Origin of the sequence: Lysinibacillus fusiformis, assembly GCF_016925635.1 — a bacterium.
Classification (GTDB): Bacteria; Bacillota; Bacilli; order Bacillales_A; family Planococcaceae; genus Lysinibacillus; species Lysinibacillus fusiformis_F.
On the sequence record NZ_CP070490.1, the window covers coordinates 1046901 to 1073295 of the forward strand.

The following is a 26395-nucleotide window of genomic DNA, read 5'->3' on the forward strand; positions in this document are numbered from 1 at the left end:
CTCCTTAGTTTTCCATTATCCGTTCATCACGACTCCACCATTAGGCATTAAAACTTGACCTGTATAGAAGTCAGCATGATGAGAGGCTAAAAATAACACACTTTTCGCAATCTCTTCTGGTTGCGCTAAACGTTTTAATGGATATTTTGCTGATTCTTCCTCCACATAGTTATCGCCAAACTCTTTTAAAATGTCCGTAAATGTTCCACTAGGAGCAACAGCATTGACAAGTATCGAAGGTGCTAATTCTCTTGCTAAAGACTTGGTAAAAGCATTGATAGCACCCTTCGCAGCTGAATAATGCGTGAATTCCTCACAACCTAAGCTACCAATATCAGATGAAATATTTATGATTTTTCCTCTATTACGTTCTTTCATTCTTTTTGCTGCTTCACGACAATTGTAGAAGCAACCATATAAATGAACTTTAATCATGCGATCCCACTGCTCGTCCGTTAAATCTGTAATGCTTGAACCCTGTGCAAAGCCTGCATTATTCACAAGAATATCAATATCCCCAAACTGCTCGTCCATAAATTGATACATCGCTTTTACTTCCTGTGAATTAGAAACATCGGCATAGAATGTTAAAGCTTTTACACCAAGCTTTTCTGCTTCTTTACGAACCGCTTCTGCCTCTTGCTCATTCCCTATATAATTGATTAAAATATTCGCTCCATGTTGCGCAAATCCTAATGCAATGGCTTTGCCGATTCCTTTACTAGAGCCTGTAATTAAAACATTTTTTCCTGTAAAATTAATGTCCATTATGATCATTCTCCAATTTGAATTTTGCCACAAGACCTTGCAGTTCTTCTGCTGTTTTGCCCAGTGACGAAGAGGCATCCTTTACTTCCTGCATGGTAGATAATTGCTCTTGTGTAGATTTCGATACATTCGAAGAGAATTCCGCTGACTGCTCTGCAGATTGTTTAATATTATTCACAGATGCCGCCACTTCCTCTGAGGATGCGGAAATTTGTTGTGAGGCTGCAGAAATTTCACGTATTTGGCTAGCCACTTCTTCTGAGGAAGTAAGAATTTCTTTAAAGATTTCTCCTACTTCAGTCGTAAATGCCATCCCTACCTTAACATCCTCTTTGCCCTTCTCCATGACCGTAATAGAAGCGTTTGAATCAGATTGAATAGAACTAATTAGATTGTAAATTTCTGTTGCTGATTGAGAGGATTGTTCAGCTAAGCGTCTCACCTCATCCGCAACAACGGCAAAGCCTTTACCATGTTCACCTGCTCGTGCAGCTTCAATGGCAGCATTTAATGCTAATAGATTTGTTTGATCGGCAATAGCAGTAATTAAGCTAACAATTTCACTTATTTTTTTAGTATTAACATGTAGTCCATTAATGGTTGTCCCTATTTGTTCAACAGAATCATTAATTAATTCCATTTGTGCAATAACCTGTTGTACAACTTCATTGCCTCGTTCAGAAGCCTGTGATGCTGAGATAGACGATTCCGCAGCAGTGTTTGCAGAATCAGCAATTTGCTGAATACCTGTTGCTGTTTCCTCCATAGCAGCGGCTGTTTCCTCGGTCATGGTCATCGAAGCCTCAGCATTTTGCGTAATTTGATTCATATCTAATGCAATATTTGTGGAGCTGCTATAGGTTTCACCAGCATGTACAGTGAGCTGATTAGCTGCTGAAGACACATGATTGGATGTATTTCGTATGTTTAAAATAATATGTTGCAAATTAGCCACCATTGTCCGAATGGATTCAGATAATTTTCCAATTTCATCCTTTGATGTCTCTAAATCAACATCTATTAATTCACCATTTGCCACTTGGTTGGCAACATTCACCACTTTTTTCAGTGGTTTTAAAAGTCGATCTATAATTATGTAAACTAAAACTAATAAAATTAAAATACCGATAATGGCAATGACAATTTGTTTGATTACACTTGTTTTAATAATCGTATTGATATAATCAGCGGAGTAATCAATCCCTAATAGGGCAATCAGTTGTCCACTATCATCTTTAATGGGACTAAAAACAGTTCTCCAAGAGCCAAAAGGATCCTCGAAAATATCTGTTACCTCTGTACTATTATTTTCAATAGCTAATTTTGCTGTTTCTACATGTTCATCCGCTAATTCAGTAAAAATTTCACCAGCTTCGTATACTTCATTTAGATTAGAGGTATAGCCAATGGGGTTGACACCACCTTCATCCTTTACATCCCAAATATAACTCCAGCTCATAATACCTTGCTGTTCTTGAATCATATCAAGTTGCTTTTGGATTTTTGTAAACTTTGCGTTTGTTTCCCCTTTTTCGGACAGCAAGTCTTTCACTTCATCACTGTCTAAATTCATAGCTGTTAATAAGCCAACACTTTTTAATTCCTGCTCCAAATCCACATTCATCCGATTATTCAATTCACTAATACTTTGCGTTGTAATAATGGCGATAAGCAGTAAAACAACGATAGAGACTGTTAGTAAAAGCTTGTTTTTTAATGATGTGTTTTTTAACAACTTCATTACCCCTTTTCCCCCTTTGAATTTTTCTTACAAAAAAAAATAGCCTATTTCAAAAGAAATAGGCATAAAAGAACAAAAACTAGAATTGGAATGATACAACTAGCACTCTTTTGCAACCCAGCCGTCATAGCATTTGTTGCCTTAGACCTGTAGCTTTGCGTCTCTACTTTTCAGTAAATTTGCCTATATTTCCATACCAAAATTAACACAATAGGTAAAAGTAGTCAATGCTCGCCATTTAAAATATACATATTTTATACTATCTTATCCATCAATAACAATTATTTGTGTGTTTGAAAATACATCATTAAGAAGTTTTTATTCATCTTATTGAACAAAATAAAAACAGCTACAACCTCAATTAGCGTTGTAACTGTCTATTTTCATTTCACTTACCCCTAAGTGTTTGAATAAATTATACGTTTTGTGTGACAAGTAATACGGATGGTATAAAGGATAATGCAAACATAGCGATATACCATACTGAAGTACGACGTAATGAAAAGCGTACTTTTTTTCGCTCCGCATAAAAAATATCTAACATAACTGCAACAATAAAAGGCATTGTAATACATGCAATAGCTACTAATAAGATGTCAAAATAAATCATACAAGCACCCCTTTGTTTGTGAACATTTTTCATCTTTTTTGTGAACATTTTGTGATAATTTTATTGTACACAATTTCGTCACAAAATGTCAACGAGTTTCAAAGAAAAAAATGGCACTTTATGATTGATATCTTCGTGCGTTACGCTCTATATTTATATGTTAAGCCTCTTAAAAAATTTCGTACGAATGAATCGCCGCACTCTTTATAATTACGATGACTTGGATTTCTTAAAATAGCACCTAATTCACCTTTTGTAACTTTTATGCCGCCATCGTATAAAAGCTCAAGCATCTCCTCAGTTGTTAAAGCTAAAGCAATTTTCACTTTCTTTAATAGCATATTATTTGGGCTTTCTTTACCAGACACAGGTAGCGGCCCCTCTGTCTGTCCTTCCCTTGGTTTCTGAGGCCCACGTTTAAAAGTAATTAATCCATTTAAAAAAGCCTCTAACATTTTGTTATTACATTTGATGTATTCTTCCGGCGCTTCTTCCTCATCATTAATCTTAATCAGCATATTTAATACTTCTTCCTTTGTATAATCCATGCCACCTAGTTTGAAAATTTCTACCATATCTACATTTTTTATATCGAACGCATAGCGTAAACGAATTAAGATATCGTTATTCGTCATTATGTTATTCCTCCTTTAATTAACCTTATATAGTAAAGAGCCAGGCTTAATTATAACAGAGAGTTTGCTGATTATTACTAGCTTTCCACAAGTTGTTGTTGTTAGCAATTAGCGTGTGCATTTCCTACTTTTTAAATGTATGAAAAGTTTAATCACAACCATTCTAAGGTCAAGGAGGTGAGAACAATGGCTAATAATAACCGCAGTTCAAATAAACTTCTAGTACCGGGTGTACATGAAGCTGTCAATCAAATGAAATATGAAATTGCACAAGAGTTTGGCGTTCAGCTTGGGCCAGAAGCATCTTCTCGCGCAAATGGTTCCGTTGGAGGAGAGATTACAAAACGCCTTGTTGAAATCGCTGAGAAACGTTCAAAGGGTTTATTATAATTAAATACTAATAAGAAAAGAACGAATCCCATTTGAAGAAATGGCATTCGTTCTTTCGTGCTCTAAAAAATTATGCTGTTTGCAATTCCTTACCTGAGCTCTTAAGCGTTAGCATGATGATAAAGGAAATACAATACAGTGCTGCTAAGTAAATCATAACGACAGTCATATCGTAGCTTTGTAAAATATAGCCGACAAAGATTGGTGAAAACCCACCTATAGCTCGACCAAAGTTAAAAATGGTGTTTGTTGCAGTACTGCGAATTTGTACCGGATAGAAGCTACTAATTAATGCACCATATCCTGCAAACATGCCATTAGAGAAGAATCCTACAACCGCACCACCTACTAATATCGCTACTGCACCTGTTGCAAATGAGTAAAGGAATACAGCACATGCAGAGGCTAATAAAAAGATACCGAATGTTCGCTTTGCACCAAAACGATCCATAAATCTACCAAACGTCAGCATTCCAATGATCATGCCGACTGCGGTACTAATTGTCCACAATGCTGAGCTTGAGACCGATAAACCCTGCGATTTCTGTAGCATCGATGGTAGCCAAATCATCAGACCATTATAGCCTGCAATTTGAACAGTAGCCATTAGAATCAGAGAGAGTGTTGTCATGGTGATACGTGGTGAAGCAAATAACTGTGTCAATTTCCCGTTCTCTTGCTTATTTTTTTGTTTTTTCTGCGCTGCTAACCATTCTGGTGATTCATCAATATTTTTACGTACGATAAAGGCGAAAATGACTGGTAGTAATCCTACAAAGAATAATGCTCGCCATCCTAATGTTGGTAAAATAATAGCACTTAACAAAGCTGCTAAAATTACTCCATATTGTGCACCTACACTGACGTAGGAGGATGCTCTGCCTTGTTTATTTTTTGGCCAAGCCTCTGCCACAAGCGCCATACCAATACCGTATTCCCCACCTGCACCTAAGCCAGCAATAAATCTATACACATAAACTTGTTCAATACTTGTTGCTACTCCTGTTAAGGCCGTTCCGATAGCAAATAAAATAATCGTATACGTAAACACTTTTACTCGACCATATTTATCTGCTAACACTCCGAAAACAATACCACCCAGTAGCATCCCAATATTCGTGATGGATGAAATCAATCCACCTGTTGCAAGGTCAATATTAAATTCTGCAATAATCATTGTCATAGCAAAAGAAATAAACATAATGTCCATTCCTTCTAGCGTTAACCCAGCCACTGAAGCGACCACGGTTTTTTTACGATAATCCATTCTTTTTAGCCTCCAATTTTCTAGTTGTCGATCTCTTTTAGTGAATGGATTATAGCTGTCATGTCCATTCTCTTTTGAAGCCTCACGGGACTTCCTTTAAAAGAGGGTTATGGAACAAAATAAAGCCCTTTCGTCACAGAGGACAAAAGGGCATGACAAAGCAAAGATATTAGCTTAAAAATATCACATAGCCCTTTTCAGCCTCTCTGGACCGTATTAAAGGATTTTTATATCGTTCATTTATACCGTTCTACATTCTATAAGATTTCGAATGAAAAAGCAATGGTTGAATAGTGGAAATTTAAGTCGCTATTTCTATAAAGTTTTGAGCAAACTGATAAATTAAATAGGCAGGTACAGCCAAATTTAGGTTTTGACCATCATCGAAGCCTGCTGTAATCAATCCGACCAATCGACCATGCATATCCAATAAAGCACCACCCGAACTGCCGTTTGAAATAGCAGCCGTAAATTGAATCATAGACATTTGTCGTATATCACGAAAGCCGGAAACAATCCCATCAGAAACCGAATTAAACAATCCTAAAGGACTGCCAATCGCCACAATTTTTTGCCCTCGAACTAATTGTCCATCCATTTTAACAGGTAAAGGATGGCTAATTCTGTCTACCTTTAAAATAGCCAAATCATGCATATCATGATATTTCACAAATTGATGGGTAATATACTCGTTGGTATCATTTTCATATAGCACAGAATAGTATTTTCCACCACCCACAACATGCAAGTTCGTCAATATATACCCCGCTTGATGGAGAACGACACCAGAGCCAAAGCATAAAACCTTGTCATCCTCTCCGAATGTCTTAATCATCACAACAGATGTGGCTAAGGAAGCTAATTGCTCATAGCTCCACTCTTCTGTCGTATTCGTATTTTGAGCCGGAATGTTCAATTGTCTTGCAGTACTTTTAGTAGGCAATGTTATTTCTTTTTCATAGAAATGACGACACATATGTAAGGTAGATGACGTTTCTATAATAGGGTACAAATTGGCCATATCTCCTTTAGGATTCATGTAACAAATATCGCACCCCAGTGTCGATAAGAAATATAAAAACAATAATTCATGCTGCGTGATGTCACCTATAAAAACAATTTTTTGGGACGTTTGATTTTCCTCAGAAAAAATTTGTGGTAAATAATAATCCATCCAATACAAAAATTTAACTGCAAAATTTTTTAACAACGTTTCATTAGGATAAGTCTGATTTTCTTTAAATAGTTGAATCATCTGTTTAAAGCTTAGCTTTTTTGTCCATTCAAGTTGATCACTCGCTAATTTACTACATAAAGGTACCTTATACAGTAATTGCGTGTTGTCAGCAGCAGTCTGCCACATTCTCCAACTTTCCGACAATCTATCTACATCTTCCTTATTGCGGATGATCTCAAGCTTATGTAGTCGTAAATAAAATACGTTTTGCTTGGAGAAATACTCCTCCATTTTTAGAATATCTTCTTTATAAAGTTCTACAGAATTAGGTATACCAATATATCGTAGAAAAACAACTTCCTTCGTAAGGGAATGTTTGTTGTGATTAATTTGCATAAACTCCTGAAAAGTATTTACTGATTTTTTATATTTAATTTTTAACGGTCTAGTTGTCACAATCATCTTCATACAACTCCTATAAGTACGTCATTACATATAATGGTACTTATATACAATTCTCTGATGTTTCTCTAAATCCTCTATTCGTTGCAAACAAAAAAGCCCAACTCTATAAAGAATTGGACGTTTTATTCAACTTTCTAAAATACCAGGAAATACCTTTCAGAAGTATAACTAATGGTAGGCTTGTATAAATAATAAGCCTTTCATGAAAACAGGGTCCCCACTACTACCAGCATCTGTAGCCAAAATACCAACAGTTAATGAAAAGGGTAAAATAGCTGCATTGATTGCCAAACTAAACATTATAAATGACAAATTTCTTCGTCGGATGGGTTAACTAAGGCAATACAATTTTGAAGTGTTTTTTAACTCGATTATTCTATGGTATATTTTAGGCTGGAGGATATCCCACAACTCATAATATGGTATTAATTTGCTCGAATGTCTAATTTTTGTATACTTCATATAGGTGTAGAATTCATTTATAAAACTGGCAATAAAATCTGCTACTTGTAATAAAGACTGGTTTAGTTGCTGATTGTATTTTATATGAATATTACTCCAATAATTATCTTTCCTCCATTTTGGCTAATTAACTCTTAGTGAAAGATGTTCATGTAATCAGATATCAGATTCATTGTCTCTTTTGGGTTGTCCGTCTATTGTTATAATGACGTTTTTATTTGAATCATTTGGAATAGTATCAGCCAATCTACTTATTACTTTATCTATAAAGTAATTCTCAGTTTGTTCCCTATGTCTACTGCACCAATCTTTATTAAAAATTCTATGTGAGTCATTAAGAAGTGATTTATTTTCAACAATGTAAAAAATCCTAAGATCAGCCCAACTGGAAATTATTTAAATACTTTTTTTCTTTGCTCATAAGTGGCCATATTGCTTTTGCCTTTTTTAATTTTGGATAACTTTCTAACTGTTGGTTGTAATTTTAGCAAAAATAGAATCAAGTAAATTTGTCAATTTTCTATAACCAGATTTAATAGAGAAACCCCACTCATACATAAAAGTGACCACCAGAAGAATTAATTACCCCTGAATCATCTAAGTATACATAATTTTCTCCTTATTTTATCTTTATTAAAGTTAAGAGATTTATCATACCTTAGTTCTCTACGAAAGGAAATTTCTCTTTAATTCTTCTTGTTTGTTTAATATTTCGTCTTTAAGCTCATTTAAACTAATTAAAAGTGTTTTTGCTTCTTCGACATTTTCAAAATCCATATTATTTATTAGAATTTGTTTATTATTTAACTTCATAATATGTGTTTTCACCCTACTCTTGTTTCTATATTTACTTTCTTCCCCATTAATTTCAAATAGTACCTCTGATAGCTTCTTTTGTGGATCAAGAAGAAAATTAGACATTTGTTCATAACTTGTTAGTTCTATAAACGATTCATTTCTTAAATCATTAACACTAACCAACTTCATTTCAATTTTACGCAACATTGTTTTTCTAATCATTTCAATCTTATATTGCATAACTAAATTGCTTTTTTCTTTTTGAAGTTTATCTAGCCATATAATTAAAGTATATAAAGCAGATAATGTATATGTACCATTGGCTAAATTTTCTTCTATTTCACTATGTGGATAATATTGAAAAACTTTAATTCTACTTGCAATTTGAGATTCACTAATGTTCATCTTGTGAGACAACTCTTTATATGAACATTTATCCCATACAATCCACATTTCATAAGTGTACTTCGCCCACTCATAAACACTCCAATCAACTTTTCCAGCTTGAGCAGAACCTAATCGATCAAGTTCTTCAGCATCAGATTTTGGTGCATGTACAACCAAAACAGGAATTTCTCTTATTCCTAATTGTTGAGCTGCAAACCATCGCCGATGTCCAGAAAGAATAACATATTTTGATTCTTTTTTGTAACATGTAATTCCAGTTTCCCAACCCTTATCTTTAATTATTCTCTGCATTTCTTCAGATTTTGTTGAGTAATTTTTTCGAGGATTCAAAGGATTGGGAAATACCTCATTTATATTTGTCCAAATTAATTTTATTCTTTCCATATGTCCCCCACTATTTAATATATTTAATTATTAGATCACCTTTATTACTGACTGTATCCAATAATTTTTGTAATTCACCAATTAATTTATCTGCCTCATTCTTTGTACGACACTTTATTTTTTTATATCATTTGTTGTAGTATTTACTATTAAATTATTTTGTAAGAAATCATTATTTTTTGCTTGATTTTTAGAAATAATATCCAATTGACAATCTGATAATTTTTTTGTTATGTCTGTGAGGAAGTTTATTATTTCTTGAGAGTTATTGGAGTTAACCAATGATTTATCATTTACTATTTGACTATTAAAACATTTATTTTCATATTTTTTAAGAAGCTGTTTTCTAATGAAATCTTCTCCCAAAGACTCTACCACGGTTTTATTGTATTTATTCAACTTGTTTATCCATAAATTGATATAATACAACATAGTGATTGAATACATTCCATTCTCAAGCTTATCCTCCACTTCGATCCTAGGATAATATTGATATACTCTTATACGGGCAGTAATTAGCCCTTGTGTAACCCCCAGCTTTTTCGATAATTCCGAATATGAAATTTCATTCAGGTTTTTCCATGTATCATACGTAAACTTTGCCCACTCATAAGGACTCCAATCTACTTGTCCTCCTTGTACAGAACCCAATCGATCTAACTCTTCAGCCTCATTTTTTGGTGGCTCTACAATAAATATTGGGAGTTGTAATGCCCCCATAGTTTTTGCAGCATACCATCTTCTATGACCTGATAGTATTATGTAATATTCTCTGTTTTTATAACAAGTAATTCCCTCTTCCCAACCCTTTGAATTTATTATGTCTTGCATTTCATTAGACTTAATTGAATGATCTTTTCTTGGATTCAACGGATTTGGAAGTATTTTATCTATATCGATCCATTCTAAACTTGCTTGCAATTTTGCTCCTCCTTTTTTAATACTTCGATTTAATAGCACCATATATTTTCTTGTGAGTCTAACCACTCTAATATAACACAACACTTTCCATATAAACCTATTTATTCTTATTAATATAATAATTTCTTGTAAACCCAAATTTATTCTTATTATGATAAAAGTTTTCTTGAAGTTCGACCATATATCCATTATTTTTCTTAATATTCAGTTTTTTAAAAAAGCAAATTGTTCCAGACTTTCAATTTCTAATATTTTTTTAGTTAAAAAAAGGAGTAAAGAAAAGGAAATTTTATCCCCAAATCTATACTCCTATTCCTTATGTCTCCTACTAGAGTTTATATCCAGTAACTTCTTTTAAATATATTTTGCAAAAATCATTAATTTAACTCCATCATACAAAGTGTATGGCAATATATGTGATGTTAATCAATATTGTTTGATTCAAAGTTATCCAGTAAGGCACGCACTTCATCCGTTGATTTTGTGTTCATCAATTGACTTCTTAATTCGCCTGCTCCACGGAATCCTTTGACATAAATTTTGAAGAAGCGATGAAGCCCTGTGATGGAACGTGGTAGTTCTTCCGCATATTGATCTTGAAGATCCAGCTGCAGTCTTAAAAGATCAAGATACTCTTTACTACTATGCTCTTTTGGCTCTTTTTCAAAAGCAAAAGGATTTTTAAAAATACCTCGCCCAATCATCACCCCATCAATACCGTATTGTTCAGCTAGCTGCAGTCCCGTTTGACGGTCAGGAATATCTCCATTGATTGTTAGTAGCGTATTGGGTGCAATACGGTCACGTAATTTTTTGATTTCCGGAATAAGCTCCCAATGCGCATCTACTAGGCTCATTTCCTTTCTTGTTCTCAGATGGATCGAAAGGTTCGCAATATCCTGCTTTAAAATATGTGTTAGCCAACCCTCCCACTCATTTACATCCTTGTAGCCAAGTCGCGTTTTCACGCTGACAGGCAGTCCGCCCGCTTTTGCTGCTTGAATCAATTCTGCCGCGACATCTGGACGGAGAATAAGGCCACTCCCCTTCCCTCTTGATGCTACATTCGGTACAGGGCAACCCATATTAATATCAATTCCTTTAAACCCCAGCTCTGCCACACCAATACTCATTTCACGGAAATACTCGGGATTATCTCCCCAAATATGTGCCACCATTGGCTGCTCATCTTCTGTAAAGAGCAAACGGCCACGCACACTTTTCTTTCCCTCTGGATGACAGTAGCTATCCGAATTTGTAAACTCAGTAAAAAACACATCTGGTCGACCAGCCTCACTTACAACGTGACGAAAAACAACATCTGTCACATCTTCCATCGGTGCAAGCACAAAAAATGGTCTTGGTAAATCACGCCAAAAATTATCTATCATGTTAATTCCAAATCCTCTCACTATGGATAAAACTCTATGCTCTCAGTTAAAAATTATAAAGTCAAATGTTACATTTATTTCATTAGCTAATGTAAAAATCAACAATGTTAATTTTAACGAAAATCAGTCCTAAATGGTATTTTAAAAAACAAAAAAGTAGATGGTATAGATTTTCTCTATCTCATCTACTTTTATTATACCCACTTCAAGCACGTGACAGCTTCACAATCTATCCATGGTCAATTTTATCTCATCTATTCTGTAATTAAACTGTAGGCAGAATTTTTTTTGATTTTAAGGATACCGTTATCAGATTAATTTTCTACGTTATTACATTCATTGGGGTTCCTCTTATTTCACAGTATTCAGCAAGCTATCCACGACAAAGTCAAGCTGCTTATCTAGCGAAAAGATATCATTGTAGAAGAACAACCCAAAGCTCATATCGATAAGTCTGTCCTCCTTCACTGCCGGAATGTTATTCCAAATGCGGTTGTCTGATAAATCTTCCATTCCTTCAAAGGCAGAGCGAAAGACATAATCACCAGCATACTGAGTCAATACTTCGTAGGAAACATCCATGCTAGTAGCATCATTTTTGGAGGTTTCTATTTTCTGTTGCACAATTTCAGGTGCTTTCATTCCTAAATATTGATAAATAATCTGTGACCCACGTCCGTAACCCATCCCCACCATTACAGCCATAGAACCTTTGTTGCTTTCCATAATTGTGACGGTTTTGTCCAAAATACCAGCTTGCTGCAACTTCTGCTTGCTTAGTTCCACCTTATTATAAAAATTGTCCAAAAGTTCTTTGGCCTGGTCTTCTTTACCAAATGCTTTCCCCAAGATTTCCATGCGTTCTTCTACAGGTAAATCATATGGTATATAAAGAGTGGGGGCGATTTTATTAAGATTGTCGTAAATTTCATCTGTTGTAACAATAATGAGATCCGGATCAAGGGCAAGCACCGCTTCTGGGCTCGGTTGCCCATCTCCCAAAGTGGTGATACCATCCAATTCGCTAGCGATAGCCGCATCACCTTCTCCCACCAGAGTGGAGATACCAACAGGCTTTATTCCTAGAGCAAGCAGATCGCCCATCAAATACAAGACAACGACCCGCTGTGGGTTAACAGGCACTTCTACATCTCCTTTGAGCGTGTGTACAATTCTCGTTTGCGACGTCTCCTTGGTATCAGCATTTGATGTTGTCTGTGTTTGCGTCTCTGACGGGCTCGTCGTCGCTCCATTATTGACAGGCGCAGTCGATGAACACCCCGATAACAACAACATCAAACTCATGGCTGCCGCCAATATTATTTCCTTATTTCTTATCTTTCCGAACATTAATAATTCCTCATTTCCCTTAGATTTGACTAATTTATCTAGTACTCTCTCATTGTAATGAGGGTGATAATCATTATCAATATCATTAATGTCCATTTCAGTTATCATTTTTATCCGATACTCACTTGGCGTCATATGATTATATTTTTTAAACATGCGGATTAAATTTAATCCGTCCACAAATCCACACCCAGCTGCGATTTCTTGAATAGTAGCATTTGTGTATTGCAAATGCCGCTTTGCTGAATCCAGCCTTATCTCATTCAAGTACTCCTGAAGGCTTTTATGCTCGCGTTTTTTAAAAAGCCTAATTAACTGGCTCCTACTAATGGGTAGCATTTCAATAAGCTGTTGAATAGACACAGGTTCGCTATAGTGTTGCTCCAGATATTGCTTGGCTAAAGCCACATAATCGGGCTGGAAATAAAGAATATCTCCCTTCTCCAACTCATTGTAAATCTCATAGACAATCTGATACAGAACAATCTTTGAATAAAATTGATTTAACACAGATTCCTGATCCCAATGGTCTTTCATATTCAAAAACTTCTCCTTAAAAAAAATGGGATTCCCTGGTGAGAATCCATACGTTTGTATAAACGGATTAATATGTTCTAACAAACGATAAATTTGTCTTTTGTAAAATGGAGGAGTTTCTGCTCTATACAGCACCATGTATGTCTCAAGACTTCTGCTAGTAGGATGAATCGATAATTCCGTTCCTTTCCCTCCATGAAAAATACCAAAGCGTTCCGATTGATATAATGTGTGATCCAGTTTTATATTAGCCGTTCCACCACAGGTATATACCAACATACTAGTCGGCATCCTGTAACTTTGGATCGGCTTGTCTGGATGAAGCATTTTGTAACGAACATCTATTAATGAAATGGATGAGCGTGTCCATAATTGTACAGCCATATCGATCATTTCTTTTGTAAAATGATTAGTTGAATCCACATCTTCCAACATATATCTCGACTCCTTCAATCCACATCATATTTGTATGGTAATATAAATGATAATGATTATCAACTTCAATTTGAGGAATATAATATAAATTTAGATGTTGCCGAATTAAAAATACATATTCTACGAAAACTTAACCCTAAACAACCAATAACGGAGCTAACACCTACAATCATTCATAATATAACAGTAAATTAGAGGTGCATTATCACACTTCTAAACCGTCTGCTTTATATGTTTTATACAATATTAAATTAGATGTACCGAAGACACTTCCTAATAAAGCATACGTTGAAAAGCAAGCTTAATTAAGGATTATTCAGCTAACTTCAACCATGCAACAGCTTCACAATGTGTGAAGTGTATGTGGCAACACATTGGTGCTAGTAGGTTAAAATAAAAAAGACTCTGCTCTACTTTAGTGAAATACCAACTTACTTTACCTTCTACTTTCACTTACAAAAAGAACATCAATCCCTTTTGGATCCGTGACTATATTAATTTGAAGAATTATTTCATTATGTAGCTAAGTTTGATTACCTCAAGTCTTTCTTCCTCTTTTCGCCCTTTTTGATTCTTTTACATAATTAATATAGTTCCCTGTTCCTTCTATTACTGAAACTGCAATAATGGCCCATTCTAGTGCATTAACATCTCTTATCGATTCTTTTCATAGAATAATGTAACGCTAGCAATAAACCCATAGAGAAGGGCTTTAGAGAAATACTCCCAAATAGAAGAATAATTTTCTATATTAATTTTTCCGTATATTTTATCTATTAAGAATACCATTCCTAAAATTATAACTACGGTTATAACAATTTCAGCCTTCATAGTCCGCCTCCATAAAATATTTTTAACAAATGCCTCATTATATAATATAATTTCTTCGAAAATATCTTTAATCCTTATATAACGAAAAAGAACGATTTCCACTACTGGAAATCCGTTCTTTTATCATTCTTTATTATTAAACTAACTCCAACCACTCAAAAGCCTCACAATGTGGTGGGTGCTGAGGGTGGACATTTGATTAATGAGATGAAGTAGAATTCACTCTATTTAATATTCTCTCTCTTCTCTATGATGTCTGTTTTGTTCATCTTTTTTATTCTTTCTGGTTGTTTAATTTCATATTATACTCACTGTCTAATTCTTCTTAATTTATGATGTAAATATGGTTCCATTTCTATTTATAATAATTTACAACCATGATTTGTAAGCAAATTTTGATATTTTTTTTGCTCTGTAGCTGATAAAGCAACACTGCCCTTAAATTGTTATTCAAACTTTTCAATATCATTATTTAATTTGATTTTATGATATAGGGATGGAGACATAACTCTATTTTCTGATACATTTACAACTAAGTTTTGTACTAATAATTCAAAATTATTATTTTTTGATTCTTTATATTTTTGATTTTCTAAATCTATGTATTCTAATATGTTTTTATAAAATTTTTCATCTCTTTTTAATAATCCTAAAATAAATACGATTCATTTTGACTTATAGATCCTCTTCGTCACCAAATATCGTAAATCTTTTTTTGAATCAGTCCAAAATAATTTATTATTATTATCAGCTAAAGGCTTTAATATTCCATTATTCCAAACAGAATGTGATTTTATCGCTTTTTCTTTATGTGTCCCATCTAAATCATAGTAACAGTTATTTTCTCCTTCAATAATCTTTTTAATAGCATCTTTCAATTTTGCATTAATAATTTGTTCATGTTTTTTTGCCAATATTATTTCCTCCATATAAAGATAATCTTTTAATAACTATTTTCTCGGCAATTCCTTTTGTTTTATCCCACTCTGATGGGTCTACAAAATTATTAATCCGGAATTGTTGCACTTAATTTGACAAATCATCAAACGAAAAAAGCAGATGGTATAGATTTTTGAACTGAACCCCGAATGGTGGACACTTTATTCCAAAAACATAAAAAAGCAATGCAAGATAACGGTTAATTTATCATAAAGCAATCGAATTATAACCCTTTGATATAAAACACATGTTCTTGAACTGCCTATTATACTGTTCTGATGCCAATTATGAGGTGTATAATTTTCATCACATATAAATCAAAAGTAATCTCTTCTATTCAAGCATAAGATTCAACCAAAACCCTTCTATGCTTACACAAAAAGGATGGAATATTCACTCCATCCTTTCAGAGTTCTATCATTTACTAATTAATCACCCGAGCAACATCCCTACCACAAGTCTTGCATTTCCCCTTCAATACAGGGGCATATTCTCCCTCTTGTATCGTGTACTTCACAATTGTCGTTACACCACAATTGCCACAAAATACGTTTTTCACGAGCATTTCTCTGATATCTTTCGGGATAGAGAGCCATTTTTTTGCTACGTCCATTATGATCGCTCCTTTAGAGTTAGTTCCGTAACAATCTCCACATGCGTCGAATGCGGGAACATATCTACTGGCTGGATTTCCTGTGTTTGATAGCCGCCGTCCTCTAAAATGCGAAGATCGCGTGCTAGTGTGGCTGGATTACAGGATACATAGACCACTCGTTTTGGGCGTTGTTCTAGAATAGTAGTTAGCAGTGCTTCATCGCAGCCTTTGCGCGGTGGATCAACTACTAGTACGTCTGCTTCCTTGCCTTCTTTATACCATCTTGGGATAACTTCCTCTGCTGGGCCTGCCTCAAAATAAGTATTTGTAAAACCATTAAGCTGTGCGTTGCGTTTGGCATCTTCAATTGCTTGTGGGACAATTTCCACGCCCATGACAGCCTTGGCTTTTTGTGCTAGGAATAAAGAGATCGTACCAATTCCACAATACGCATCAATGACACGTTCATCTCCCTGCAAGTCAGCATAATCCAATGCTTGCTTGTAGAGGACCTCTGTTTGCTCTGGGTTGACTTGGTAGAAGGAACGAGCAGAGATTTCAAAACGTACGTCACCAATTGTATCAATTATAACGTCTTTACCCCAAAGGTTGATTGTGTCATCACCAAAAATAACATTGGTTTTCTCACTGTTCACATTTTGCATAATCGATGTAACGTTTGGCACTAGCTTTTGAATTACTGCAATAGCTGCCTCTTTTTGTGGGAACTTTTTCTTTTTCGTTACAAGAACAACCATGACTTCGCCTGTTGCTCGTGCTTTACGGATAACGACATGACGCAACATGCCTTCATGTGTATGCTCATTGTAAGAGCGAATACCTAGCGCTGCTAATTCCTTTTTTAAGCCTGCAAGGATAGCATCTGCTTCCCCTGTTTGAATCAAGCAGCGATCCATATCCACAATGCTATGCGTTTTTGTTTTATAAAAGCCTGCAATCGCTTGTCCTGCTTCATTTTCAGAGAAAGGAATTTGCGCTTTATTACGGTAATGCCAAGGTTCTTTCATACCTTTTACTGGGTGGACAGGTGCATTAATTTTACCAATGCGCTGCATCACATTGCGCACCATATTTTCTTTCCATTTGAGCTGTCCCTCATAGGATAAATGCTGTAATTGACAGCCACCACACTGCTTGAAGTAATCACAAGGTGCTTCAACACGGTCTGGAGATGGCTTGATAATATCTATTACCTTTGCAAAGCCGTAGTTTTTTAAGGTTTTTACCACATGGATTTCGGCCGTTTCGTTTGGCAGTGCGCCTTGTATGAATAGTGGATAACCACCAACCTTTGCGACACCATTGCCATCATGCGTTAAATCTTCTATATAAACTGAAAGTCGTTCATTTTTTTTCACGGGTGCTGACATTCGTACATCCTCCATTTCAATCTCCTTATTGTAGCATGTGTTGGCGAATGAAAAAAGAACAAGACATAGTGGTTACGTGTCTCTGCTAATTAACTTGAAAAAAGAGTCGCTATTCGCGACTCTTTTCCTGCTCTTTTGTAATATGATAATCCCTTGGTGCCCACCAAAATGCACACAAGATCCCTAGAATGACGACAATAAAAGGTGCATAAAAAATTAAAAAACTTTGCATATCTGCTTTCCTCCTATGCGTGATTGTCTTCTTTTCCTGTCACATAATTTTTATTGAACAAGAATAGTTTCATCAATAAATAAAGTGAAGGAAGAAGGAGACATAGCCCTAAAATAAATGCGATAACTAAAGCAATCGCCATTTGTGTGCTTGTAAAGCTATCGTAAATTGTTAAATACGGATACAGTAAGTACGGATATTGAGCAATTCCATAAGCAAAGAAGGCTACAGCAAATTGAGCAATCAGAAGCCCAACTGCAAGTCCGTACTTTTTACGCATGGCAATGAGTACAACTGTGACAATAAATAAGACAGCTGAAATCGCAAACATCCACCATAAATTTACCATATGACTATAGCTCTCTGGGTTGATGGATTTCATTTCATACATAATGCCAAGTGCACTGATCATTAGCGGTGCTGCCCACACAAGTGCATATTTTCGCATCAGTTTCGTTGCTTCGATGTCATTTGCTTTATGTGCGTACCATGTTAAAAATACGGCTGAAATATACAATACAGCGGCGATACTCAGCACCACAATGCTCCAAGCAAATGGACTTGTATATAAAGTCCAGTAGTTTAGCACAGGTTGCCCATTAATTAGATCAACATAGCCTCCTCCTGCAATAGCAAAGACAACCGATAAAGAAGCGGGAATTAATAAACCTGCTACACCATATGTCAGCGTATATCCGATATGTCCCCGTGTACCATACGATTCAAAGGCATAGTAGGAGCCACGAATTGCCAATAGCACAAGCGAAATACTGACTGGCACAAGTAAAATCGTTCCGTAATAAAAAGCAGTTTGCGGGAAAAATCCTACGATTCCTACAAAGAAGAACACTAAAAAGACATTGGTAACTTCCCAGACAGGCGATAAATAACGTTTAATAATATTTGTTAAAATATGATTTTTTCCAATAAGTAGGCTGTATGCATTAAAGAAACCAGCACCGAAATCAATCGATGCGACAATGACATAGCCGAATAGGAATATCCATAATACTGAAATACCTAAAATCTCTAACGTCATAGGATGTCACCGCCTTTTTCAGTGTGGCGATCTTCAATCTCGCGTTCGATTGGGTTCTTTTTAAACATTCTTACCAATACGACAATACTTCCCACTGCTAATACTGCATAGACTCCTGCGAATAAAAGCAGCATTAAATCCACATGGTCACTCGTCGTAGCTCCCTCAGGTGTGCGCATTAGGCCATAAAGTATCCATGGTTGACGTCCCACTTCGGCAAGCCACCAACCTGCCTCAATCGCGATAATTGATAGTGGTCCTCCCGCTACGATAATCCATCTATACCATCGTGAATGAATAAACTGCCAGCCCCGTGCTTTCCCTACAACATAAAGTAATGAAACTAGTACCATAAACATACCAATGGAAACCATGATATCAAAGAGATAGTGAATATAGAGTGGCGGTAGATCCTGTTCCTCAAATTGATCTAAGCCAATTACCTCTGCATTAGGATTAAAATGTGCAAGAATACTTAAAGCATACGGAATTTTGATGGCATATTTAACTTCTTCTCCATCTAAGACACCAAATAATACAAGTGATGCCTTACCCTCTGTTTCAAAATGCCATTCTGCTGCGGCTAGTTTTTCGGGTTGATATTCAGCTAAGTATTTTCCTGAAAAATCTCCAATCACAGCTGCTGCAATGGAGAAGATCAAGCCAATTTTCATTAGTAAAAGTAATGATTTTTTATGGTATACATGCTTCGAGCCTTTTAGCATTCTATATCCTGCAATAGCTGCTAGCACAAATGCCGATGTCATATACGCTGTCACAAGTACATGTGCAACCTTTGTTGGCATAGCGGGGTTAAACATTGCAAGAAAAGGTTGAATATTAACAAGTTCTCCGTCTACAATATCAAATCCTCTTGGTGCGTTCATAAAAGCATTGACGATTGTAATGAATACTGCTGACATCGATGCTCCCACAGCAACAGGGATTAACAGTAGCATATGCTTTTTCTGACTATCAAAGCGGTCCCATGTATATAAATAGATGCCTAAGAATATGGCCTCAAAGAAAAATGCAAACGTTTCCATAAAAAGCGGTAACGCAATCGTTTGACCAGCAAGTTGCATAAAGTTTGGCCACAATAATGAAAGTTGTAAGCCAATCGCGGTCCCAGTTACAACACCAACTGCTACAGTAATGACAAAACCGCGGGCCCAACGTCTTGCCATTAAGATATAATGCTCATCATTCTTTTTATACCCAGTCCATTGAGCAATCATAATCATTAACGGGACGCCCACACCAATCGTTGCATAAATAATATGGAACGATAATGTTAACTCCGTTAATGCTCGGCTCCAATAGACCGCTGATTCATTAATCATCTCATTGCCCCCCTTAACTTCCGAATATTCTTCCAAGAATAGAAAGTAGCATAATGATTGCAACACCAAAACTTAGCCATATAAGCTTCTTTTCTTGTGACTTATACAAAGGCAACACTTCCTTTCCCTTATCCATACCCCCATTTTCCACTATTCCAACGAAAAAAACCTTAATAACGGACCGAAATTTCAGTCTATTATTAAGGTTTCAAATTTTGTTCAAGTAATATACGCACATTTGCCAAACATTTTTCTAATTTCATTCACAATCTTACTTCTAAAGCTTCTTTTATGGGATTTAGCCAGTTTTATTCTAGTGCTGGAAATTTTGTTAAGAGGATTTTGAGCGGGGTCCTTACCTTTTGGAGCGCTTTTCGCTTCTTTTGGAGCGGTATCCTTACCTTGGAGCGCTTTTCACTTCTTATGGAGCGGCTTCCTTATCTTTTTGATCACTTTTCACTTCTTTTGGAGCGACTTCCTCATCTTTTTGATCACTTTTCACTTCCTTTGGAGCGGCTCCCTCATCTTTTTGATCACTTTTCACTTCTTTTGAAGCGGCTTCCTTACCTTTTTGATCACTTTTCACATCATTTGGAGCGGCTTCCTTACCTTTTTGATCACTTTTCACTTCATTTGGAGCGGCTTCCTCATCTTTTTGATCACTTTTCACATCATTTGAAGCGGCTTCCTTATCTTTTTGATCACTCTTCACTTCCTTTGGAGCGGCTTCCTTATCTTTTTGATCACTTTTCACTTCATTTGGAGCGGCTTCCTTATCTTTTTGATCACTTTTCACTTCATTTGGAGCGGCTTCCTTATCTTTTTGATCACTTTTCACTTCTTTTGGAGCGGCTTCCTCACTTTTATGAGCGCTTCAATCGACTTCTTGAGCGGCTTCCTCACTTTTATGAGCGCTTCAATCAACTTCTTGAGCGGCTTCCTCACTTTTATGAGCGCTTCAATCAACTTCTTGAGCGGCTTCCTCACTTTTATGAGCGCTTCAATCGACTTCCCTAGAGGAGTCCTCACCTTTTGGAGTGTTCTAGACATCCTTTCGAGTGAAGTACACCAACTTCAAGCAACCAATCAAATAGAAATACAAAATAAAGCTCATCCTCAATAAAATCGAATGAGCTTTTTGGGTTCATTAACCATTAAATACGGTCTTCTTCTCGAATATCTGCGAGTGGAACAAAGATTTCGATGTGACGCTTCAGGTTTTCAAATGTAGCGGGAGCGTCTCCGCCATATTCGCCATCTAGGTTAAGGTGGACTTCATTTTCTGTAGTGACTTTGACAACGCTAGCTTTTTTATAGATGACACGATCATCATTTAAATGTTCGCCTCTTAATGCCATAGCAGCTAGTTGAATAAACTCAGGCAGGCTTACTTTTTTTAGTACGATTAAAGTAAAGTAACCATCATTAATACTTGCATCTGGTGCTAGTTTTTCAAAGCCTCCTACTGAATTCGTTAAACCACATAGGAACATCATAGCGTCGCCATCAAATACTTCGCCATCATATTCAATACGCATATGTGAGGCTTTGATGGATGGAATCATCTCAACCGCCTTCACATAATAGGCTAACTGACCAAGCATTGTTTTCATTTTGCTTGGTACTTCGTAAGTTAGTTCTGTAATACGTCCGCCAGCAGCAATATTGATGAAATAGCGTTCGCCATTTAAGAGACCTACATCCACTGGTAATGTGTCGCCTTGAATAATAATGTCTACAGCCTCTTCAATATTTCGAGGGATATGCACGGCACGGGCAAAATCATTTGTAGTGCCCATCGGAATTAGACCAACTTTTGGACGGTTTTCAAATGGACTTACACCTGAAACAACTTCATTTAATGTGCCATCTCCACCAACTGCGATGATGATATCAAAACCGCGTTCTACCGCATTTTTTGCTGCAAGCGTTGCATCGCCTTCACATGTTGTTGCGTGACAGGATGTCTCATAGCCTGCTACCTCTAGTTTTTCCAACACCTCTGGTAGATGTTTCTTAAACACTTCGCGTCCAGATGTAGGATTATAAATGATTCTTGCTCGTTTCATAACATACCTTCCTGCTTCATAAGATTCTACTTCATTCAACGATTTATACGTTGAAATGTTGCAATGCTCTTGTTATTTTTGTAATGCTTCTGTTACCTGCTTTTTAAAATCCTCATAAACATATGTCCAATATGTTTGATTCGAGATATTTTCCTCACGAATTTCTGCATAAAGAGCCTTTTGCGCCTCTTCAAATGTTGGATCTTCTTTATCTGGTAAGCTTGCTCGTTTCGTTACGACTAACTCTTGTAATTCAGGTGCACGGGGTCCCCATTTTCCAACAACCTCACCAGCATCATCTAACAATAGATAAATTGGGATTGCACGACCGCCATTTGTTAAATAACGATCAATTAGCTCTGTATCTGTATCGCGGAAAACGGTACGCATGTCTAATCCTGCCGCTTCAGCAATACGACGAATAATCGGATTGTTTAACATTGCGTCGCCGCACCAATCTTCTGTAATCGTTAAAATCTTAGGTTGCTTATCCTTTAATAACTCGATAAAGCCATCAGTTGTTGGTACTTCAAAGCCATCATAAATACGAAAGCTTTCTTCTTTCAATGTCGTCATGTTCTCCATATATTGTTGTATTGATATAGCTTCGTTAAAATATTGTTGTTCTGTTTTCATTGGCTCGTCCCCCTTATTATTGTCTATTCTATATTTTGCTATGAATACTCTTTTTAAACAACTATTAAGTTTCGCAAAATGCAAATTTGTTACATTTTTGAAAATTAATAGCCGAGGGAGCAATGAAGCTCTCTCGGCTATTATGTTACAACGAGTATTATCGTTTGGCAATTTCTTGTTGTAATAATTTATTAACCATTGGTGGGTTGGCTTGACCTTTTGTTGCCTTCATAATTTGACCAACTAAGAAGCCAATAGCACGGTCCTTACCATTTTTGAAGTCTTCGATAGATTGTGCATTGTTATCTAAAACTTCTGTTACGATTGCTAGTAATGCACCTTCATCAGAAATTTGAACTAAGCCTTTCGCTTTCACGATATCCTGTGCAGAGCCGCCATTTTCTACTAACTCAGCAAATACTTTTTTACCGATCTTAGAAGAAATTGTACCGTCCGTGATTAATTTCACCATTTCAGAAAGGTTTTCTGGTGTTAATGCAGTATCTTTAAGATCTTTTTGCTCTGCGTTTAAGTAAGCAGAAACATCACCCATTAACCAGTTAGCAGAAAGCTTTGCATCTGCACCTTTCACTATCATTGCCTCAAAGAAGTCTGAGATTTCTTTAGAAATAACAAGAACTCCAGCATCATATGGTGTTAAGCCTAATTCTTCAACATAACGCTTTTTACGAGCATCTGGAAGCTCAGGAATTTCAGATTTCACACGCTCTAACCATGCATCATCAATTGAAAGACGAACTAAGTCTGGCTCTGGGAAGTAACGGTAATCATCTGTTCCCTCTTTAACACGCATTAAAATTGTTTTACCTGTTTTTTCATCAAAACGACGTGTTTCTTGCTCAATCACACCACCAGATAATAATACATCTGCTTGACGTAATTCTTCATGCTCTAAACCACGACGAACATAGTTAAAGGAGTTCAGGTTTTTAAGCTCTGTTTTTGTACCAAATTCTTCTTGACCATAAGGACGAATAGAAATGTTGGCATCACAACGTAGTGAGCCTTCTTCCATCTTACAATCAGATACGTCTGTATATTGAATAATTGATTTTAATTTTTCTAGGTAGGCATATGCTTCGTTTGGTGTACGAATGTCTGGCTCAGAAACGATTTCAACAAGCGGTGTACCTTGACGGTTAAAGTCGACTAATGAGTGGTCACCAGCATGTGAAAGCTTCCCAGCATCTTCTTCCATATGAAGACGTGTAATCCCGATACGTTTTGTATAGCCGTCTACTTCAATATCAATCCAGCCATTTTTACCGATTGGTTTATCGAATTGTGAAATTTGATAAGCTTTCGGATTATCTGGATAGAAGTAGTTTTTACGGTCAAATTTTGTTTCTTGTTCGATTTCCATATTGAGTGCAAGCGCTGCACGCATAGCGAAATCTACTACATTTTTGTTTAGGACTGGTAGGACACCAGGATAGCCTAAATCGATTACTGTTGTATTTGTATTTGGTTCAGCACCAAAGTGAGCTGGTGCTGGTGAGAAGATTTTTGAGTTTGTTTTCAACTCAACGTGTACTTCTAAACCAATGACTGTTTCAAAGTTCATGTTATTTTCCCTCCCACATTTGAGGAACTTGTTTATGGAACTCAGTTGCTTGTTCAAAAGCATGAGCTACACGGTAAATTGTTGCTTCATCGAAGTATTTACCAATAATTTGTAAACCTAGTGGTAGATCGTTTTCAAAGCCACAAGGAATTGAAATCGCTGGAACGCCCGCTAAGTTCATCGGGATTGTTAAAATATCGTTAGCATACATCGTCATTGGGTCATCAACATTTTCACCAATTTTGAATGCAGGTGTTGGAGCTGTTGGTCCAATGATGACATCAAAGTCTTCAAATACTTTATCGTAGTCCGCTTTAATCAGTGTACGTGCTTGTTGTGCCTTTTTGTAGTACGCATCATACGTACCTGCGCTTAGTGAGTATGTTCCAAGCATGATACGGCGTTTTACTTCATCACCAAAGCCTTGTGCACGTGTTTCTTTATAAAGGTCTATTAAATTTGTCACGTTTTCTGCGCGGAAACCGTAACGGATACCATCAAAACGAGATAAGTTAGAAGACGCTTCAGATGATGATAGGATATAGTACGCAGCAAGTGCATATTTTGAATGAGGAAGTGATACTTCTTCTACAGTAGCGCCTAAGCCTTTTAATACCTCTAATGCTGCAAGCACTGATTGACGAGCTGCTTCGCCAACACCTTCACCAAGGAATTCTTTTGGTACAGCGATACGTAAGCCCTTTACATCACCAGTAAGAGCTGCAGCGTAATTTGGCACCTCAACATTTGCAGAAGTCGAATCATTTGGATCTAATCCAGCAATAGCTTCTAGTAATAGCGCATTATCTTCAACATTGCGTGTAATTGGTCCAATTTGATCTAGAGAAGATGCAAATGCAACAAGACCAAAACGAGATACACGACCATATGTAGGTTTCATCCCTACAACACCACAGTAAGCTGCAGGTTGACGGATTGAACCACCTGTATCTGAGCCAAGAGAGAATGGTACTTCACCTGCTGCTACTGCTGCTGCAGATGCACCTGAAGATCCTCCTGGTACGTGGTTTAAGTTCCATGGATTTTTTGTTGTTTGATAGTATGAGTTTTCGTTCGAAGAACCCATTGCAAACTCGTCCATGTTTAATTTACCAACTGTAATCATGCCAGCTTCACGTAGCTTATTGACAACAGTTGCGTCGTAGATTGGCATAAAGCCTTCCAGAATTTTAGAGGCACAAGTTGTTTCTAAGCCTTCTGTTACGATGTTGTCTTTCACACCGATTGGTAGACCGAATAATGGTCCACGCTTTTCAAATGGTACTTTATCCATTTCAGCAGCTTGTGCAGTTGCTTTTTCTTCGTTTGAAGCAAGGAATGCTTGTACATCGCCATCAAGCTTTGCAATACGCTCGTATGCTTCTTTCGTTAAGTCAGCGATTGATAAGTTACCCGCTTTAATTTCCGCTTGTAACTCCTTAGCTGAACGTTCAAATAACGTCATGAGGAATCCTCCTATGTTTTAGTATTACATGATAGCTGGTACTTTTACTTGACCATCTTCTTGTTCTTTTACGTTTAACATCATTACTTCGCGGTCTAAACCTTTTACTGCTACATCTTCACGCATTACATTCACTAATGGTAAAACGTGCGTTGTTGGTTCAACATTTGTTGTATCCAGTTCATTTAACTGCTCCGCAAAGTCTGTAATTTTTCCAAGCTGTTCAGCAAATTTCTCTGCTTCTTCTTCTGTAATTGCAAGACGTGCTAAATTTGCCACGTGCTTTACTTCTTCTTTTGTTAATTTAGCCATTTTTCACACCTCCGAATACTTGTTCAATTCATTGTTTTTATTGATAACAATAGGGTTGAATAAAGTTAACCATGCCAATAATCATAACATTTTTCATTTTAAAAATCACAACTTTCACTAAAAATATAGAAACTTTCACTACTATAACAAAGTGTTGTCTCTATCTCCCTATTGTGTTCCTCTATTTCTATCCATCTAATAAAAAATATAGTCAGCACA

Annotated in this window: 25 protein-coding genes and 1 riboswitch; of the genes, 1 reads left to right on the forward strand and 24 read right to left on the reverse strand. The window is 36.3% G+C overall.

What is annotated here, in order from left to right:
* Nucleotides 1-15: 15 nt before the first annotated feature.
* The 4 genes from JTI58_RS05305 to JTI58_RS05320 form a co-directional block, all read right to left on the reverse strand.
* The gene (locus tag JTI58_RS05305; protein ID WP_205445690.1) at nt 16-768 is read right to left on the reverse strand and encodes an SDR family NAD(P)-dependent oxidoreductase; all 753 of its coding nucleotides are present in this window, start codon (nt 766-768) and stop codon (nt 16-18) included.
* Nucleotides 758-2509, reverse strand: coding sequence for a methyl-accepting chemotaxis protein (locus JTI58_RS05310; protein WP_205445692.1), 1752 nt, complete (start codon nt 2507-2509; stop codon nt 758-760). The genes JTI58_RS05305 and JTI58_RS05310 overlap by 11 nt, the downstream gene beginning before the upstream one ends.
* Nucleotides 2510-2617: 108 nt before the next feature.
* A riboswitch (cyclic di-GMP riboswitch) is annotated at nt 2618-2703 on the reverse strand.
* Nucleotides 2704-2924: 221 nt separating this feature from the next.
* Nucleotides 2925-3119, reverse strand: coding sequence for a hypothetical protein (locus JTI58_RS05315; protein WP_004225659.1), 195 nt, complete (start codon nt 3117-3119; stop codon nt 2925-2927).
* A gap of 140 nt (nt 3120-3259) precedes the next feature.
* Nucleotides 3260-3754: a YehS family protein gene (locus JTI58_RS05320; protein WP_205445693.1), complete on the reverse strand. Its 495-nt coding sequence runs from the start codon at nt 3752-3754 to the stop codon at nt 3260-3262.
* 186 nt (nt 3755-3940) lie between these two features.
* On the opposite strand from JTI58_RS05320, the gene JTI58_RS05325 reads away from it, so the two are divergent.
* Entirely contained in the window at nt 3941-4144 is a 204-nt protein-coding gene (locus JTI58_RS05325; RefSeq protein ID WP_004225662.1) for an alpha/beta-type small acid-soluble spore protein, read from the forward strand.
* Nucleotides 4145-4214: 70 nt separating this feature from the next.
* Here the strand turns inward: JTI58_RS05325 and JTI58_RS05330 are convergent, their stop codons facing one another.
* From JTI58_RS05330 to gatC, 20 genes are all read right to left on the reverse strand, one after another.
* Nucleotides 4215-5411, reverse strand: coding sequence for an MFS transporter (locus JTI58_RS05330; RefSeq protein ID WP_205445695.1), 1197 nt, complete (start codon nt 5409-5411; stop codon nt 4215-4217).
* A gap of 301 nt (nt 5412-5712) precedes the next feature.
* Nucleotides 5713-7050 carry a trypsin-like peptidase domain-containing protein gene (locus JTI58_RS05335; RefSeq protein WP_205445697.1) on the reverse strand — a complete coding sequence of 446 codons (1338 nt, stop codon included), beginning with the start codon at nt 7048-7050 and terminating at the stop codon, nt 5713-5715.
* 171 nt (nt 7051-7221) lie between these two features.
* Nucleotides 7222-7353 (reverse strand): hypothetical protein, encoded by a 132-nt coding sequence (locus JTI58_RS25040; RefSeq protein ID WP_279381308.1) that lies wholly within the window; start codon nt 7351-7353, stop codon nt 7222-7224.
* A gap of 828 nt (nt 7354-8181) precedes the next feature.
* Nucleotides 8182-9105: a ParB/RepB/Spo0J family partition protein gene (locus JTI58_RS05340; RefSeq protein ID WP_205445698.1), complete on the reverse strand. Its 924-nt coding sequence runs from the start codon at nt 9103-9105 to the stop codon at nt 8182-8184.
* Nucleotides 9106-9219: 114 nt separating this feature from the next.
* A complete protein-coding gene (locus JTI58_RS05345; RefSeq protein ID WP_205445700.1) occupies nt 9220-10026 on the reverse strand; it encodes a ParB/RepB/Spo0J family partition protein in 807 nt (268 codons plus the stop codon).
* Nucleotides 10027-10448: 422 nt separating this feature from the next.
* Complete coding sequence (locus JTI58_RS05350) at nt 10449-11417, reverse strand: tRNA dihydrouridine synthase (RefSeq protein WP_205445701.1); 969 nt, start codon at nt 11415-11417, stop codon at nt 10449-10451.
* A gap of 351 nt (nt 11418-11768) precedes the next feature.
* Nucleotides 11769-13739 carry an AraC family transcriptional regulator gene (locus JTI58_RS05355; protein ID WP_243456320.1) on the reverse strand — a complete coding sequence of 657 codons (1971 nt, stop codon included), beginning with the start codon at nt 13737-13739 and terminating at the stop codon, nt 11769-11771.
* Between the two features lie 654 nt (nt 13740-14393).
* Nucleotides 14394-14570 carry a hypothetical protein gene (locus JTI58_RS05360; RefSeq protein WP_205445702.1) on the reverse strand — a complete coding sequence of 59 codons (177 nt, stop codon included), beginning with the start codon at nt 14568-14570 and terminating at the stop codon, nt 14394-14396.
* A 665-nt stretch (nt 14571-15235) separates the two neighbouring features.
* Nucleotides 15236-15484, reverse strand: coding sequence for a hypothetical protein (locus JTI58_RS05365; RefSeq protein WP_205445704.1), 249 nt, complete (start codon nt 15482-15484; stop codon nt 15236-15238).
* Nucleotides 15485-15933: 449 nt separating this feature from the next.
* Nucleotides 15934-16122 carry a hypothetical protein gene (locus JTI58_RS05370; protein WP_205445706.1) on the reverse strand — a complete coding sequence of 63 codons (189 nt, stop codon included), beginning with the start codon at nt 16120-16122 and terminating at the stop codon, nt 15934-15936.
* A complete protein-coding gene (rlmD, locus tag JTI58_RS05375) occupies nt 16122-17495 on the reverse strand; it encodes a 23S rRNA (uracil(1939)-C(5))-methyltransferase RlmD (RefSeq protein WP_205447126.1) in 1374 nt (457 codons plus the stop codon). The genes JTI58_RS05370 and rlmD overlap by 1 nt, the downstream gene beginning before the upstream one ends.
* Before the next feature lie 109 nt (nt 17496-17604).
* Nucleotides 17605-17727 (reverse strand): cytochrome bd oxidase small subunit CydS family protein, encoded by a 123-nt coding sequence (cydS, locus tag JTI58_RS25045; RefSeq protein ID WP_004225690.1) that lies wholly within the window; start codon nt 17725-17727, stop codon nt 17605-17607.
* Between the two features lie 13 nt (nt 17728-17740).
* Entirely contained in the window at nt 17741-18766 is a 1026-nt protein-coding gene (locus JTI58_RS05380) for a cytochrome d ubiquinol oxidase subunit II (protein ID WP_205445708.1), read from the reverse strand.
* Nucleotides 18763-20109 carry a cytochrome ubiquinol oxidase subunit I gene (locus JTI58_RS05385; protein WP_205445710.1) on the reverse strand — a complete coding sequence of 449 codons (1347 nt, stop codon included), beginning with the start codon at nt 20107-20109 and terminating at the stop codon, nt 18763-18765. The genes JTI58_RS05380 and JTI58_RS05385 overlap by 4 nt, the downstream gene beginning before the upstream one ends.
* A 421-nt stretch (nt 20110-20530) precedes the next feature.
* Nucleotides 20531-20947, reverse strand: a complete 417-nt coding sequence (locus JTI58_RS05390; protein ID WP_205445712.1) for a hypothetical protein — start codon at nt 20945-20947, stop codon at nt 20531-20533.
* Nucleotides 20948-21263: 316 nt separating this feature from the next.
* Nucleotides 21264-22178 (reverse strand): diacylglycerol kinase, encoded by a 915-nt coding sequence (locus JTI58_RS05395; protein WP_004225701.1) that lies wholly within the window; start codon nt 22176-22178, stop codon nt 21264-21266.
* A 72-nt stretch (nt 22179-22250) separates the two neighbouring features.
* Nucleotides 22251-22814: a thioredoxin family protein gene (locus JTI58_RS05400; RefSeq protein ID WP_205445713.1), complete on the reverse strand. Its 564-nt coding sequence runs from the start codon at nt 22812-22814 to the stop codon at nt 22251-22253.
* Nucleotides 22815-22971: 157 nt separating this feature from the next.
* Entirely contained in the window at nt 22972-24399 is a 1428-nt protein-coding gene (gene gatB, locus JTI58_RS05405) for an Asp-tRNA(Asn)/Glu-tRNA(Gln) amidotransferase subunit GatB (protein ID WP_205445715.1), read from the reverse strand.
* Between the two features lies 1 nt (nt 24400).
* On the reverse strand, nt 24401-25864 hold the full coding sequence (gene gatA / locus JTI58_RS05410) for an Asp-tRNA(Asn)/Glu-tRNA(Gln) amidotransferase subunit GatA (protein ID WP_205445717.1): 1464 nt from the start codon (nt 25862-25864) through the stop codon (nt 24401-24403).
* A 24-nt stretch (nt 25865-25888) separates the two neighbouring features.
* A complete protein-coding gene (gene gatC, locus JTI58_RS05415; RefSeq protein ID WP_004225708.1) occupies nt 25889-26176 on the reverse strand; it encodes an Asp-tRNA(Asn)/Glu-tRNA(Gln) amidotransferase subunit GatC in 288 nt (95 codons plus the stop codon).
* Between the last annotated feature and the right edge of the window lie 219 nt (nt 26177-26395).

Coding starts and splice junctions, on each gene's coding strand:
- JTI58_RS05355 (WP_243456320.1), bottom strand. CDS start 13,739: ATGTTGGAAGATGTGGATTCAACTAATCATTTTACAAAAGAAATGATC.
- JTI58_RS05360 (WP_205445702.1), bottom strand. CDS start 14,570: ATGAAGGCTGAAATTGTTATAACCGTAGTTATAATTTTAGGAATGGTA.
- JTI58_RS05305 (WP_205445690.1), bottom strand. CDS start 768: ATGGACATTAATTTTACAGGAAAAAATGTTTTAATTACAGGCTCTAGT.
- gatA (WP_205445717.1), bottom strand. CDS start 25,864: ATGACGTTATTTGAACGTTCAGCTAAGGAGTTACAAGCGGAAATTAAA.
- gatB (WP_205445715.1), bottom strand. CDS start 24,399: ATGAACTTTGAAACAGTCATTGGTTTAGAAGTACACGTTGAGTTGAAA.
- JTI58_RS05400 (WP_205445713.1), bottom strand. CDS start 22,814: ATGAAAACAGAACAACAATATTTTAACGAAGCTATATCAATACAACAA.
- gatC (WP_004225708.1), bottom strand. CDS start 26,176: ATGGCTAAATTAACAAAAGAAGAAGTAAAGCACGTGGCAAATTTAGCA.
- JTI58_RS05310 (WP_205445692.1), bottom strand. CDS start 2,509: ATGAAGTTGTTAAAAAACACATCATTAAAAAACAAGCTTTTACTAACA.
- cydS (WP_004225690.1), bottom strand. CDS start 17,727: ATGCAAAGTTTTTTAATTTTTTATGCACCTTTTATTGTCGTCATTCTA.
- JTI58_RS05325 (WP_004225662.1), top strand. CDS start 3,941: ATGGCTAATAATAACCGCAGTTCAAATAAACTTCTAGTACCGGGTGTA.
- JTI58_RS05320 (WP_205445693.1), bottom strand. CDS start 3,754: ATGACGAATAACGATATCTTAATTCGTTTACGCTATGCGTTCGATATA.
- JTI58_RS05370 (WP_205445706.1), bottom strand. CDS start 16,122: ATGGACGTAGCAAAAAAATGGCTCTCTATCCCGAAAGATATCAGAGAA.
- rlmD (WP_205447126.1), bottom strand. CDS start 17,495: ATGTCAGCACCCGTGAAAAAAAATGAACGACTTTCAGTTTATATAGAA.
- JTI58_RS25040 (WP_279381308.1), bottom strand. CDS start 7,353: ATGTTTAGTTTGGCAATCAATGCAGCTATTTTACCCTTTTCATTAACT.
- JTI58_RS05385 (WP_205445710.1), bottom strand. CDS start 20,109: ATGATTAATGAATCAGCGGTCTATTGGAGCCGAGCATTAACGGAGTTA.
- JTI58_RS05315 (WP_004225659.1), bottom strand. CDS start 3,119: ATGATTTATTTTGACATCTTATTAGTAGCTATTGCATGTATTACAATG.
- JTI58_RS05380 (WP_205445708.1), bottom strand. CDS start 18,766: ATGACGTTAGAGATTTTAGGTATTTCAGTATTATGGATATTCCTATTC.
- JTI58_RS05340 (WP_205445698.1), bottom strand. CDS start 9,105: ATGGAAAGAATAAAATTAATTTGGACAAATATAAATGAGGTATTTCCC.
- JTI58_RS05350 (WP_205445701.1), bottom strand. CDS start 11,417: ATGATAGATAATTTTTGGCGTGATTTACCAAGACCATTTTTTGTGCTT.
- JTI58_RS05335 (WP_205445697.1), bottom strand. CDS start 7,050: ATGATTGTGACAACTAGACCGTTAAAAATTAAATATAAAAAATCAGTA.
- JTI58_RS05395 (WP_004225701.1), bottom strand. CDS start 22,178: ATGAAACGAGCAAGAATCATTTATAATCCTACATCTGGACGCGAAGTG.
- JTI58_RS05330 (WP_205445695.1), bottom strand. CDS start 5,411: ATGGATTATCGTAAAAAAACCGTGGTCGCTTCAGTGGCTGGGTTAACG.